Source organism: Streptomyces sp. NPDC021093 (assembly GCF_044333135.1).
GTDB lineage: Bacteria > Actinomycetota > Actinomycetes > Streptomycetales > Streptomycetaceae > Streptomyces.
Genome location: NZ_JBIRQJ010000007.1, coordinates 69,884 through 82,575 on the forward strand (window position 1 = coordinate 69,884; position 12,692 = coordinate 82,575).

At 70.5% G+C, this 12,692-nt stretch carries 11 protein-coding genes; 5 read left to right on the forward strand and 6 right to left on the reverse strand.

Translation table 11 applies throughout. The features are described from left to right. The first annotated feature begins 287 nt into the window (after positions 1–287). Positions 288–1,331, forward strand: a complete 1,044-nt coding sequence (locus ACH4SP_RS22325; protein WP_398417292.1) for a chitinase — start codon at positions 288–290, stop codon at positions 1,329–1,331. An 80-nt stretch (positions 1,332–1,411) separates the two neighbouring features. Here the strand turns inward: ACH4SP_RS22325 and ACH4SP_RS22330 are convergent, their stop codons facing one another. From ACH4SP_RS22330 to ACH4SP_RS22355, 6 genes are all read right to left on the reverse strand, one after another. After that, positions 1,412–2,671, reverse strand: coding sequence for an Nramp family divalent metal transporter (locus tag ACH4SP_RS22330; RefSeq protein ID WP_398417749.1), 1,260 nt, complete (start codon positions 2,669–2,671; stop codon positions 1,412–1,414). A gap of 181 nt (positions 2,672–2,852) precedes the next feature. Further along, the gene (locus ACH4SP_RS22335) at positions 2,853–3,362 is read right to left on the reverse strand and encodes a hypothetical protein (RefSeq protein WP_398417293.1); all 510 of its coding nucleotides are present in this window, start codon (positions 3,360–3,362) and stop codon (positions 2,853–2,855) included. A 78-nt stretch (positions 3,363–3,440) separates the two neighbouring features. Beyond that, entirely contained in the window at positions 3,441–4,916 is a 1,476-nt protein-coding gene (locus ACH4SP_RS22340; protein WP_398417294.1) for a GntP family permease, read from the reverse strand. A gap of 390 nt (positions 4,917–5,306) precedes the next feature. Next, positions 5,307–5,720 carry a RidA family protein gene (locus ACH4SP_RS22345; protein ID WP_398417295.1) on the reverse strand — a complete coding sequence of 138 codons (414 nt, stop codon included), beginning with the start codon at positions 5,718–5,720 and terminating at the stop codon, positions 5,307–5,309. Then, entirely contained in the window at positions 5,717–6,514 is a 798-nt protein-coding gene (locus ACH4SP_RS22350; protein WP_398417296.1) for an IclR family transcriptional regulator, read from the reverse strand. The genes ACH4SP_RS22345 and ACH4SP_RS22350 overlap by 4 nt, the downstream gene beginning before the upstream one ends. Beyond that, a complete protein-coding gene (locus tag ACH4SP_RS22355; RefSeq protein ID WP_398417750.1) occupies positions 6,511–7,515 on the reverse strand; it encodes a sugar kinase in 1,005 nt (334 codons plus the stop codon). The genes ACH4SP_RS22350 and ACH4SP_RS22355 overlap by 4 nt, the downstream gene beginning before the upstream one ends. A 220-nt stretch (positions 7,516–7,735) precedes the next feature. Between ACH4SP_RS22355 and ACH4SP_RS22360 the strand changes: the two genes are divergently transcribed. From ACH4SP_RS22360 to ACH4SP_RS22375, 4 genes are all read left to right on the forward strand, one after another. Continuing rightward, entirely contained in the window at positions 7,736–9,034 is a 1,299-nt protein-coding gene (locus ACH4SP_RS22360; protein ID WP_398417297.1) for an amino acid deaminase, read from the forward strand. A gap of 13 nt (positions 9,035–9,047) precedes the next feature. Further along, positions 9,048–10,649 carry an amidohydrolase family protein gene (locus ACH4SP_RS22365; RefSeq protein ID WP_398417298.1) on the forward strand — a complete coding sequence of 534 codons (1,602 nt, stop codon included), beginning with the start codon at positions 9,048–9,050 and terminating at the stop codon, positions 10,647–10,649. Between the two features lie 228 nt (positions 10,650–10,877). Beyond that, on the forward strand, positions 10,878–12,089 hold the full coding sequence (locus tag ACH4SP_RS22370) for a pyridoxal phosphate-dependent aminotransferase (RefSeq protein WP_398417299.1): 1,212 nt from the start codon (positions 10,878–10,880) through the stop codon (positions 12,087–12,089). Positions 12,090–12,249: 160 nt separating this feature from the next. Further along, positions 12,250–12,642, forward strand: a complete 393-nt coding sequence (locus ACH4SP_RS22375) for a hypothetical protein (protein WP_398417300.1) — start codon at positions 12,250–12,252, stop codon at positions 12,640–12,642. Positions 12,643–12,692 lie beyond the last annotated feature (50 nt).

A 12,692-nucleotide genomic window follows, 5' to 3' on the forward strand; every position in this document is an offset into this window, starting at 1 on the left:
AGTGAAGGTTTGGCTCCGCTTTTCCGGCTCGGGTCGCGGCGACCGCATGTCACCGTGGTGCTACCGCTTGTGATCATGCGTTCCACTTGGGGTCGACGGGAGTGGGTTTCACGCCATTCTTCGGCGCCGGGGCCGGAAGCGGCCGACAATGGGCTTCCGTGATCCACTGGACGTTGCCCACCTGGATCCGCCCCAGATCCACTGAATCCATTTGACATCTGGATTGGTCTGAACCACTTTGATCGGTTCACCCCTTTTCAGACGCCTCTTCCGACTGGAGACAGCACGTGCTCAGCACATCCCGTACCCGCCGCCGGTTCGCGATCGGCACGGCGGCGGCCGTTCTGGTCACCGGGGCCCTCGGGGCGTGCTCGTCCCCGGACGACAACGACGGGGCAGGTCCGGCGGAGAAGAGCCCTGCCCGGAAGGCGGCGGGTGCGCCCCAGGTCCCCGCGCACGCCCTCACCGGCTACTGGCAGAACTTCACCAACGGCGCCAAGGTCGAGAAGCTGCGGGACGTCCCCGACGCGTACGACATCATCGCCGTCTCCTTCGCCGACCTGGCGGGCGAGAAGGGCGAGGTCGGCTTCACCCTCGCCTCGAAGGCACTCGGCGGGTACACCGTCGCCGAGTTCAAGGCGGACGTCGCCGCCAAGCGCAAGGCCGGCAAGTCGGTGATCATCTCGGTCGGCGGTGAGAACGGCAAGGTCGAGGTCGACGACGGGGCCTCCGCGAAGCGGTTCGCGGACTCCGTGCACAAGGTGATGACCGAGTACGGCTTCGACGGCGTCGACATCGACCTGGAGAACGGGCTCAGCGCCGAGTACATGACGCGAGCCCTCAAGTCACTGCATCAGAAGGTCGGTTCGAAGCTCGTCGTCACCATGGCGCCGCAGACCGTGGACATGCAGTCGAAGGACAGCGACTACTTCAAGACCGCGCTCAACATCAAGGACTTCCTGACCGTCGTCAACACCCAGTTCTACAACTCCGGCTCAATGAAGGGCTGCGACGGCGAGACGTACCAGCAGGGCAGCGTCGACTTCCTCACCGCACTCGCCTGCATCCAGCTGCAGAGCGGCCTCGACCCGTCCCAGGTGGGCCTCGGCCTCCCCTCCAACAAGCGGAACAAGGACGCCGGTTACGTCGAACCCGCCGTCGTGAACAACGCCCTGGACTGCCTGACCAAGGGCACCGGCTGCGGAAAGTTCAAGCCCGCCAAGACGTACCCGGGGCTGCGCGGCGCGATGGCCTGGTCCACCAACTGGGACGCCACCGACGGGCACGAGTGGTCGAAGTCGGTCGGGGCGCACGTGCGGGCGATGCCGTAGGACGGGCTCCTGAAGGGCTTCGACGGTACGGGGGCGGGGGTCCGCGCGTGACCCCCGCCCCCCGTACCGTACGAGACGCACTAGAACAGGTCGATGACCTGCTTCACGCACAGCACCACGAAGAGCAGTCCGCCCAGCGCGAGCATGACGTTGCTCAGCAGGCCGTTGCGCCATTCGCCGGGCGTACGGGACGAGTTGAGCAGCCACACCAGGGTCAGTGCCAGGAACGGCATGAAGAACGCGCCGAGCACGCCGTAGACCACGACCAGGCCGAACGGCTGGTCCAGCCAGAGCAGTGCCATCGGCGGGAACGTCAGCCACAGCAGGTACGCCCGGAACGGCACCGACTTCTCGCGCTTGCCCGCCGCGACCTCCTCGACCATGCCGGTCACCGGCTGCCCCGTTTTGCGCTCCCGCACGAAGCGCTCCACGAAGTCGGCGAACATCAGGCTCACCCCGTGCCACACGCCCACCAGCGCGCCGAACGACGTGGCGAAGAAGCCGATCAGGAAGAGCTTCGCGGTGACGGCGCCGAACTTGTCCTCCAGTACGCCGCCCAGGTCGACCAGGCCCTTGTCGCCCTTGCCCAGCGCGACGCCCGACGAGTGCAGCAGCTCGGCGCCGATGATCAGCATCGCGACGACGAAGACGCCGGTGGTGATGTACGCGACGCGGTTGTCGAGCCGCATCACCTTCATCCAGCTCGCGTTGGTCCAGCCCTTGGAGTTCACCCAGTAGCCGTACGCGGCCATGGTGATGGTGCCGCCGACGCCGCCGACCAGGCCGAGCGTGTAGAAGAGGGAGCCGTCCGGGAGGGTGGGGACCAGGCCCTTGAGCGCATTGCCGAGGTCGGGGGCGACGCGGATCGCCACGTACACGACGACCAGGAACTTCATGCCGATGACGACCGTCATGAACTTCTCGAAGACCGCGTACCGGTTGAACCACACGAAGGCGAGACCGAGCAGGCCGCACAGGATCGCCCAGAACTTGATGCTCGGGCCGTCCGGGAAGAGCGCCGCGATCGGCAGCGCGGACGAGGACATCGCCGTCGCCCCGTACACGAAGCCCCACACGACCACGTACACCGCGAAGTAGTACGTCGTCCACCGGCCGAGGCTGCGCCAGCCCTCGAAGAGGGTCTTGCCGGTGGCCAGGTGCCAGCGGCCGGTCGCCTCGGCGAGCGAGATCTTCACGAGGCAGCCGATGATCGCCGCCCAGAGGAGCGTGTACCCGAACTTGCTGCCCGCGATGAGGGTCGCGACGAGGTCACCGGCGCCCACGCCGGTGGCGGCGACGACGATGCCGGGGCCGATGTACTTCCAACTCGCCTTGCGCATACCGGAGTCGGCGAGTTCGGGTGTCGCTCCGGCGCTCCCGCCGTTGCGCTGCACGCTGTCTGACATGGTGTTTCCTGCCTCCCGTTGTCCCCCGTGGTGATCCGGATCACCGTGACGGGCGGGCGGGCTCAGCACAAGAGCGCGCGGCGGATCGTCTCCGTATCGCAGCCGTTCGAGCCCGCTACGGGGTGCTGTTCGGGTATCCGCGGGCAGCGAGGTAGTGCCCGGTGACGTACGCGAGCTCGCCGAGCCACTGCTGGAGCACGGACGCCTTTCGGGCATTCACGACGCACTCGAAGAAGCGGCCGTCGGGCAGGACGGCCGCGACCATCAGCCGATGACCGACCGGGCTCGGCCGGAACTGCACCGTGCTCAGCTGGTGCCACGGGAACTCGGCACCCTGCCCGTCCGCGTCGAAGGCCACCCCGGCCGAGTCGACGACCACCCCGAAACGCTTGTCGGCGGCGAGGAACTCGGGGCCGGGGGCATGGGCGTGGAGGGGCGGCGGGCCGCCCGGGGTGAAGGGCTGGGGCGGCGGGCCGCCCGGAGCGAAGGCCTGGGGCGGCGGGCCTCCCGGAGCGAAAGCCGTGGGCGGTGGGCCGCCCGGGGCGAAGGCCTGGGGCGGCGGGCCGAAGGCGCCGGGTGCGGTCGGGGGTATGGGGCCTTGCTGCCCCTGTCCGTACTGACCCATTGCCTTCAGCCCCTCTGTTCCTGATCTGTTCCCGCTGCCGCTTCGTCGGCGTCCCAGTATGGCCGGGGGCTGCCCGCCCTAGATCACCAGGCTCAGCAGTGCCGCCACCGCGAAGCCCGCCACGGAGAGGACCGTTTCGAGGACCGTCCAGGACTTCAGGGTGTCGCGCTCCGAGATGCCGAAGTACTTCGCGACCATCCAGAAGCCGCCGTCGTTCACGTGCGAGGCGAAGATCGAGCCGGCCGAGATCGCCATGATGATCAGGGCGAGGTGGGGCTGCGAGAGGTCCTGGCCCTGGACCATCGGGACCACGATGCCCGCCGTCGTGACGATCGCGACCGTCGCCGAGCCCTGGGCCACGCGCAGCACGACGGAGATCAGCCAGGCGAGCACGATGATCGGCAGGCCGATGTTGTCGAAGGTCTTGGCGAGGGCGTCCGCGATGCCGCTGCCCTTGAGGACCGCGCCGAAGATGCCGCCCGCGCCGACGACGAGAAGGATGTTGCCGACGGGCTTGAGGGACGCGGTGGAGACCGCCTCCAGGGACTTGCGGGACCAGCCCCGGCGGATGCCGAGCAGGTAGTAGGAGAGGAGGAGGGCGATGGTGAGGGCGACGAAGGGGTTGCCGAAGAACTCGATGACCGAGCGGAGGGTGGACTCCGCGAGGGCGATCGAGGAGAAGGTCGCGCCGAGGATCAGCACGAGCGGGGTGCCGATGATGGTGAGGACGGTGGCGAGGGAGACCGGGTCCTCGCGCGGCTGCACGCCGGCCGCCTGCTGTTCGGCGGCGACGGCCGCCTTGGCCTCCTCGGCCGCCTCGACCATGTCCTGCGGTACGGGTACGAAGATGCGCTTGCCGATCCAGGCGGCGTAGCCCCAGGCGGCGAGAACGGCGGGGATGCCGACGACGATGCCCATGATGATCACCCAGCCGAGGGAGACCTTGAAGAGTCCCGCGGCGGCGACCGGGCCCGGGTGCGGGGGCAGGAACGCGTGGGTCATGGACAGGCCCGCGAGGAGCGGCATCGCGTACAGCATGACCGACTTGCCGCTGCGCTTGGCCGCCGCGTAGACGATCGGGGCGAGGACGAAGATGCCGACGTCGAAGAAGACCGGGATGCCGAAGATCAGGCCGGTGAGGCCCATCGCGAGCGGGGCGCGCTTCTCGCCGAAGAGGCCCAGCAGGCGGGAGGCCAACACCTGGGCTCCGCCGCTGACTTCGAGTATCGCGCCGAGCATCGTGCCCAGTCCGATGATGATCGCGACGTGGCCGAGGATGCCGCCCATGCCGGACTCGATGACCGAGGGGAGGGCCGACTTCTGGACGGTGCCGAAGAGTTCGGTGACCGAGAGCCCGGCGGCGAGGCCGACGGCTATGGAGACCGCGAGCAGCGCCACGAAGGGCTGGAGCCTGACCTTGATGATCAGGAGGAGGAGCAGGGCGATACCGAGGGCGGCGACGGTGAGGAGGCCGGGCGTTCCGCCGATGAGGGCGAGGAGACCGCCCGTGTGCGGTGTCGTTGTCACGGGGGGTGCGGAGGCGGCGAGCAGCATGGGAGAACTCCGTTGTTTCCGGGCTCACTTGGGCGCGCAAGGACTTCTTGCTGGGGATGTGGCGCAGGGGGGATCACGGCACGGCGGCTCCTCCGTACGGGGGGGGGATGGGGAGCGCGCCGCGCCGTGAGCTCAGAGGGGGCTTCGGCCCCGAGGGGGCGGAGCTTCAGCCAGGGAGGGTTCGGCCGGGGAGGGCTCGGCCGGGGACTCAGCCGCGAGCTCAGCCCAGGAGGCCCCCGGCCTAGGAGGTTCGGCCCGGGAAGCCCCCGGCCTTGGAGGGTTCGGCCCGGGAGGCTTCAGTCCGGGAGGCTTCAGTCCGGGAGGCTTGGCGGAGGGGCTTCGGCCGGGGGCGTCGGGCGAGAGGGTTGGCGGAGGGGTTGGGTCAGGGTTTTAGCCGAGGACCGCGAGGGCGTCGATCTCGATGAGGAGGCCGGCCGGCAGGCCGACGTACACGGTGGTGCGGGCCGACGGGGCTTCCTTGAGGTCGGCGAAGTACTCGTTGTAGATCGCGTTCATCTCGGCGAAGTGGTCCACGTCCGTGAGGTAGACGCGCATCATCATGACGTCTTCCCAGCTCGCGCCGCCCTCTTCGAGGATCGCCTTGACGTTGGCGAAGGTCTGGAGGGTCTGCTCGCGCAGGGTCGGGCCTGCCGGGGTCGGGGCCTGCCCCTCGACCGCCGGGAGGAAGCCGACCTGACCGGCGACCTGGAGCAGGTTGCCCTTGCGCACGCCGTGCGAGAACTTCGCGGGCGGGGCGGTGTGCGTGGACGGGGTGATCGCGGTCTTCTGGAGCTTGTCGGTCATGAACTTGCCTTTGTGTGTGAGGTGTTCGGGGGAATGGGGGTGCCGGGGAGTTCTCCGGTGCCGGAGTACTCGCGGCTGATCGCCTCCGCCGTGCGGCGCACCAGCGGGAGGAGTGTGAGGAGTTCCTCCCGGGTGACGACGACGTTCGGTGCGGACACCGACATCGCGGCGACGACCTTGCCGTCGGCGCCCCTGATCGGCGCGCCGACGCAGTTGATGGACTCCTCGTGGCCGCCGAGGTCGGTGGCCCAGCCCTGCTCCCGTACGAGCGTCAACTCCTTGAGGAATGCCGCGGAGTTGGGCGTGGAGCGGGAGGTGTACTGGGGGTATTCGAGCTTCTCGGCGATCGCCCGCCGCTCGCCTTCCGGCAGGTCGGCGAGGAGGAGCTTCGCGACCGCCGCGACGGTGATCGCGACGGGCTTGCCGATGCGCGAGTACATCCGTACCGGGTAGCGGCTCTCCACCTTGTCGATGTAGAGGACCTCGCCCTCCTCGCGGACCGCGAGGTGGACGGTGTGTCCGCACTCGGCGTTGAGTTCCTTGAGGTAGGGGTGCGCGACGTCGCGCACGTCGAGGTTCTCGACGGCCTCCTGGGCGAGGGCGAAGAGGCGGGCGCCGAGGCGGTAGCGCTGGTCCTGCTGGCGGTGTACGAGGCCGTGCTCGTGGAGCGTGCGCAGCAGGCGCAGCGCCGTCGACTTGTGCACGCCGAGGCGTTCCGCGACCTGCCCGAGGTCGGCGGGCCCCTGAGCGAGCAGGGGAAGAATACTCAAAGCCCGGTCCACGGTCTGACTCATGCTGTACGTGCCTCCTGGTGCGGCCCGGTCTCGGTCCATCCGGGGCCCAGACGCAGTCTCCCCCAGGCGTCCGCGTCGAGTGCGGCCAGCGCGTCGGCGTGCTCCCTGGCGGGCACCGCGGCCACGTCGCCGGGCACGGTGAGCGCGGCGGCCGCGGCGAGGTGCCCGTGCCGCAGCCGCAGCGGTACGTCGAGTCCGCGCAGTGTCGCGGAGAGGAACCCGGCGGCGAAGGCGTCGCCCGCCCCGACCGGGGCGACGACGTCGACGCGGGGGGCCGGGACGTGGTGGACCTCGCCGCCCCCCTCGCCGTCGGTGGGACCTCCCGCGAAGACGGTGGCTCCCGCCGCACCCTGCTTGACGACCAGGACCGCCGGTTCCGGCAGGGCCTCGCGCACCGCGTGCACTCCGCCCCGTACGCCCCAGGCCGCCTCCGCCTCGTCCTCGCCGACGAAGACGAGATCGGCGCCGCGGGCCAGGTCCAGCAGCACCCGGGCGCCCTCCTCCGGCGAACTCCACAGCCCGGGGCGGTGGTTGACGTCGAAGGAGAGCAGCGGGCGGCCGTCGGCGGGGGTGCAGAGGGTACGCATCAGGGCCAGACAGTCCGCGGACAGCGCGGCGGTGATGCCGGACAGGTGCAGCACCCGCGCACCGAACAGTGCCTCGCGCTCCACCGTGTCCTGCGACATCGCGGAGGCCGCGGAGCCCGCCCGGTAGTAGGCGACCTCGTGGGTGGCGTCGTCGCGGTCGTCGGCGGTGCGGAAGTAGATGCCGGTACGGCGGTGCGGGTCGCGGGCGACGTCCGACACGTCGACGCCGTACGCGCCGATCGCGTCCAGCAGATGTGTGCCGAAGCCGTCCTCGCCGACCCGGCTGACCCACTTCGCCCGGTGCCCGCCCAGGGCCAGCGCACAGGCCACGTTGGACTCGGCGCCGCCGATGGTGCGGCCGAAGGACGGCACGTCGGCGAGACGTCCGGGGCGGGAGGGGAGGAAGGTGACCATGGACTCACCGAGGCAGACGACGTCGACGTCGACGGGGGCGTCGACGGCGGCAGCGGAAGCATCGACGGCGCAAACGTCGACACCGGCGTTGACCTCGCCGTGGGCGGTCTGGGTACCTGTACCTGGCTGTTGTGCGGACACGGCTCGGATGTTAGACATCGGGGAGCGATATACGCAATGGGCGTTGCAATATTTGCAACGCCCTGGAGGGAGGAGCCCCATGGGAGCCGAGCAGGCAACGCCGGAGGTGCAGGAGCTCGCACACGAGCCCGTCACCCACCGCTTCAAGGCCCTCCCCCCGGACGCCGAGGCCGCAGGACTGACCGTCGGCGAGCTGGCCGCCCAGCGCCGCAACGTCTTCGACGGCGGGTTCACCACCCCGCTCCTCGCGCTCTCCGCCGAGTCCCTGGAGCACAACCTCGCCCTGCTGGAGACGTACGCCGAGCGCCACGGCCTCGCGTTCGCCCCGCACGGCAAGACCTCCATGTCCCCGCAGCTCTTCGCCCGCCAGCTGGAGCACGGCGCGTGGGGCATCACCGCCGCCGTCCCGCACCAGGCGCGCGTGTACCGCGCGTACGGCATCCCGCGGATCTTCCTCGCCAACGAGCTCGTCGACGCCGCCGCCCTGCGCTGGGTCTCCGCCGAGCTCGACGCCGACCCCGGCTTCACCTTCGTCTGTTACGTCGACTCCGTGCGCGGCGTCGAGCTGATGGACGAGGCCCTGCGCACCGCCGGCGGCTCCCGCCCGGTGGACGTGGTGGTGGAGCTGGGCGCGGGCGAGGGTGCGCGCACCGGGGCCCGCACCCCGGCCGACTGCGCGCGGGTCGCCGACGCGGTGGCCGCGACGGGCACGCTGCGGTTGGTGGGCGTCGCCGGGTACGAGGGCGAGGTGCCGAAGGCAGACGGCGGGCGCGTCCGGTCCTGGCTGCGCGAACTCGTCACCCTCGCCGTCGAGTTCGACCGCGCCGGGCGCTTCGCCGAGGGCCCGGAGGAGATCGTCGTCAGCGCGGGCGGCAGCGCCTGGTTCGACGCGGTCGCCGACGTCTTCGCCGAGATCCCCGAACTCTCCCGCCCCGTATTGAAGTTGCTCCGCTCCGGTGCGTACGTCTCGCACGACGACGGCCACTACAAGGAGCTGACCCCCTTCAACCGGGTGCCCGAGGAAGGGGAGTTGCAGCCCGCCTTCCGGCTCTGGGCGCAGGTGGTGTCCCGGCCGACGCCGGCGCAGGCGTTCGTCAACGCGGGCAAGCGCGACGCCGCGTACGACCTCCATCTCCCCGAGGCGCAGGTCGTCCGCTCCGCGCGCGACGGCCAGGTCCGCCCGGCGACCGGCATCACGCTCACCGGCCTCTCCGACCAGCACGGCTGGCTGAGCACCGAGGCGGGCGCCGAACTGGAGGTCGGCGACTGGGTGGGCCTCGGCATGTCCCACCCGTGCACGATCTTCGACAAGTGGCAGCTCATCCCGGTCGTCGACGCCGAAGGCCGCGTGGTCGACTTCGTCCGTACGTTCTTCTGAGAGGGCCGCCGTCATGGATCTCGTCATACGCGGCGCGCAGGTGATCGACGGCTCGGGCGGTGCGTCGTACCGCGCCGACGTCGGCATCACCGAAGGCCGTATCACCACCATTTCCCGGGACGGACGTCTCACCGGCACGCGCGTCCTCGACGCCGACGGGCTCGCCCTCTCCCCCGGCTTCATCGACATGCACGCCCACTCCGACCTCGCCCTGCTCCGCGACCCGGACCACAGCGCGAAGGCCGCGCAGGGCGTCACGCTGGAGGTGCTCGGGCAGGACGGCCTTTCGTACGCGCCCGTCGACGACCGCACCCTCGCCGCCGTCCGTACCGCGATCACCGGGTGGAACGGCGACGGCTCGGACATCGACTTCGACTGGCGCACGGTCGGCGAGTACCTGGACCGGCTCGACCGCAACTTCGGCGGGCAGGGCATCGCGGTCAACGCCGCGTACCTGATCCCGCAGGGCACCGTCCGCATGCACGCCGTCGGCTGGGACGACCGGCCCGCCACCCCCCGACAGCTGGACCGCATGCGGCAGTTGGTGGCGGACGGCATGGAGCAGGGCGCGGTCGGGATGTCCTCCGGGCTGACGTACACCCCCGGCATGTACGCGGACGACGCCGAGCTGACCGAGCTGTGCCGGGTGGTCGCCTCGTACGACGGCTACTACTGCCCGCACCACCGCTCGTACGGCGCCGGGGCGCTCGAAGCGTACGAGGAGATGGTCGAGCTCACCCGCACCGCCGGGTGCGCGCTGCACCTCGCGCACGCCACCATGAACTTCGGCGTGAACAAGGGCAGGGCCCCCGACCTGATCGCCCTCCTCGACGAGGCGCTCGCCGACGGCGCGGACATCAGCCTCGACACGTACCCCTACACCCCCGGCTGTACGACGCTCGTCGCGATGCTGCCGAGCTGGGCGAGCGAGGGCGGCCCCGACTCGATCATGGCCAGGCTCCAGGACGACGCGACGGCCGAGAAGATCCGCCACCACATGGAGGTGATCGGCGCGGACGGCTGTCACGGCGTGCCGATCGAGTGGGACACCATCGAGGTCTCGGGCGTCTCCGACCCCGGTCTCGCGGGCTGCGTCGGCAAGACGATCGCCGCTTCGGCCGCCCAGCGCGGAGAGGCCCCGTGGACGACCGCCCGGCGGCTGCTGATCAACGACCGGCTCGGCTCGACGATCCTCCAGCACGTCGGCCACGAGGAGAACGTGCGGGCCATCATGCGCCACCGCGTGCACACCGGCGGCAGCGACGGCATCCTCCAGGGCTACAAGCCGCACCCGCGCGCGTACGGCACCTTCCCGCAGTATCTCGGCCGGTACGCACGGGAGTTGGGCATCCTCTCGCTGGAGGAGACCGTCGCCCACCTGACCTCCCGCCCGGCCGCCCGGCTGCGGCTCCCGGACCGGGGCCTGGTCCGCGAGGGCTACCGGGCCGACCTGGTCCTCTTCGACCCGGCGACGGTCGCGGCGGGCTCCACCTTCGAGGCCCCGCGCACGCTGCCGGTGGGCATTCCGCACGTACTCATCGACGGGAGGTTCGTGATGCGGGACGGCCGGCGGACGGACGTGCTGGCGGGGCGGGCGGTGCGCAGGGCGGGGTAACGGCGGGGCCGACGGCAGCGGGCGGGGTCCGAGCGTGACGCACGACACCCGGACCGGACCTTCGGGCGGTTTCGTAGCCGTCGGCCGGGGCGGCCCCTGTGTTTCGGCGGGCCGTGGCCGGTGTGCGCTTTGCGATGGAAGATGCGGCGGGCGGCGGCTGCGCACTCCTGCGGGCGACCGGGGCGTAATCACGCGCATCCCGCTTTACCCGGCCGTAAGCTCGCCGTCATGCAGGTGATCCAGTCAACGAAGCTCGCAGGCGTGTGTTACGAAATCCGGGGACCGGTGCTTGAGGAGGCGATGCGTCTTGAGGCGGCCGGACACCGCATCCTCAAGCTGAACACCGGGAACCCGGCGGCCTTCGGGTTCGAGTGCCCGCCCGAGATCCTGGAGGACATGCTCCGCAACCTCGGCAGTGCGCACGGGTACGGGGACGCGAAGGGGCTGCTGTCCGCGCGGCGTGCGGTGATGCAGCACTACCAGACCAAGGGAATCGACCTCGACGTCGAGGACATTTACCTTGGCAACGGCGTCTCCGAGCTGATCCAGATGTCGATGCAGGCACTGCTCGACGACGGCGACGAAGTACTCGTCCCGGCCCCGGACTATCCGCTGTGGACCGCGTCCGTCTCGCTCGCGGGCGGCACCGCCGTGCACTACCGGTGCGACGAGCAGGCCGACTGGATGCCCGACCTCGCGGACATCGAGCGCAGGATCACCGACCGCACCAAGGCGATCGTCATCATCAACCCGAACAATCCGACGGGTGCGGTGTACGACGACGAGATGCTGCGCGGGCTGACCGAGATCGCCCGCCGGCACAACCTGATCGTCTGCTCGGACGAGATCTACGACCGGATCCTGTACGACGGCGCCACGCACACCCCGACCGCCGCGATCGCCCCCGACCTGATGGTCCTCACCTTCAACGGGCTCTCCAAGAACTACCGGGTGGCGGGCTTCCGGAGCGGCTGGATGGCGGTGTGCGGCCCGAAGGCGCACGCCTCGTCGTACATCGAGGGGCTCACCATCCTCGCCAACATGCGGCTGTGCGCGAACATGCCGTCGCAGCACGCGGTGGCGACGGCGCTCGGGGGGCGGCAGTCGATCGACGACCTGGTGCTGCCGGGCGGGCGGATCCTGGAGCAGCGGAACACGGCGTACGACCTGCTGACGCAGATCCCCGGCGTGACGTGCGTGAAGCCGAAGGGCGCCCTGTACCTCTTCCCGCGGCTCGACCCGAACGTCTACAAGGTCAAGGACGACCGGCAGATGGTCCTCGACCTGCTGCGGGCCGAGAAGATCATGGTGGTGCACGGCACGGGCTTCAACTGGCCGGAGCCGGACCACTTCCGGATCGTGACGCTGCCGAACGCGAAGGACCTCGCGGACGCGGTGACGAGGATCGGGAACTTCCTGGACGGATACGGCCAGCACTGAGCGCTCTCCGCGGGGGCGGGGGCAGGGGGCAGGGGGCGGGTTTCGTACGTGCGGCTTCGTCGTGGCTGGTCGCGCAGTTCCCCGCGCCCCTAGGCGCTCTACTTTAGACCGAATCTAAGATAGGATGGCTTCCTGACGCGAGAGCAGGAGGCCATCCGTCATGTACGAGCCGATCCGCACCAAGTCGGTCCATTCCATGACCGACGCCGACACCCGCTTCCCGCACCGCACGCGCGAGGAGGAGCTGGACATCCAGCTCGCCGGGCACCTGTCCGCCCTCCTCGCCGTCACGGACGAACTCGGGCTCGGCACGGCTGCCGACCGCATCGCCGTACAGGTCGCACGGCTGCGCGGCGCCCCGCCCGCCCGGCACGCCGGGCACCGCCGGGAGGCCCCCGCCGCCCTGCACCGCCGCGCGCACGCCCTCGCGGGCCGCGCCCTCGTGGTCGCCGCCTCGCGCGCGGACACCGCCGCTGCGATCCTCGCCGCCGAGCGCATGGACGCGCACACGGCGGCGGCGTCCGCCGACCCGGTCACCCCGGCCGGCCTCTGATCGGCCCCGGTCCACGGCCGCGGAGGCCCGTGGACCGGGTGCCACCAACT

What these genes read in the sequence shown, in the direction of transcription:
- ACH4SP_RS22330 (WP_398417749.1), bottom strand. Translation starts at nt 2,671, where the DNA reads ATGCGCAAGGCGAGTTGGAAGTACATCGGCCCCGGCATCGTCGTCGCC.
- ACH4SP_RS22335 (WP_398417293.1), bottom strand. Translation starts at nt 3,362, where the DNA reads ATGGGTCAGTACGGACAGGGGCAGCAAGGCCCCATACCCCCGACCGCA.
- ACH4SP_RS22340 (WP_398417294.1), bottom strand. Translation starts at nt 4,916, where the DNA reads ATGCTGCTCGCCGCCTCCGCACCCCCCGTGACAACGACACCGCACACG.
- ACH4SP_RS22345 (WP_398417295.1), bottom strand. Translation starts at nt 5,720, where the DNA reads ATGACCGACAAGCTCCAGAAGACCGCGATCACCCCGTCCACGCACACC.
- ACH4SP_RS22350 (WP_398417296.1), bottom strand. Translation starts at nt 6,514, where the DNA reads ATGAGTCAGACCGTGGACCGGGCTTTGAGTATTCTTCCCCTGCTCGCT.
- ACH4SP_RS22355 (WP_398417750.1), bottom strand. Translation starts at nt 7,515, where the DNA reads ATGGTCACCTTCCTCCCCTCCCGCCCCGGACGTCTCGCCGACGTGCCG.
- ACH4SP_RS22360 (WP_398417297.1), top strand. Translation starts at nt 7,736, where the DNA reads ATGGGAGCCGAGCAGGCAACGCCGGAGGTGCAGGAGCTCGCACACGAG.
- ACH4SP_RS22365 (WP_398417298.1), top strand. Translation starts at nt 9,048, where the DNA reads ATGGATCTCGTCATACGCGGCGCGCAGGTGATCGACGGCTCGGGCGGT.
- ACH4SP_RS22370 (WP_398417299.1), top strand. Translation starts at nt 10,878, where the DNA reads ATGCAGGTGATCCAGTCAACGAAGCTCGCAGGCGTGTGTTACGAAATC.
- ACH4SP_RS22375 (WP_398417300.1), top strand. Translation starts at nt 12,250, where the DNA reads ATGTACGAGCCGATCCGCACCAAGTCGGTCCATTCCATGACCGACGCC.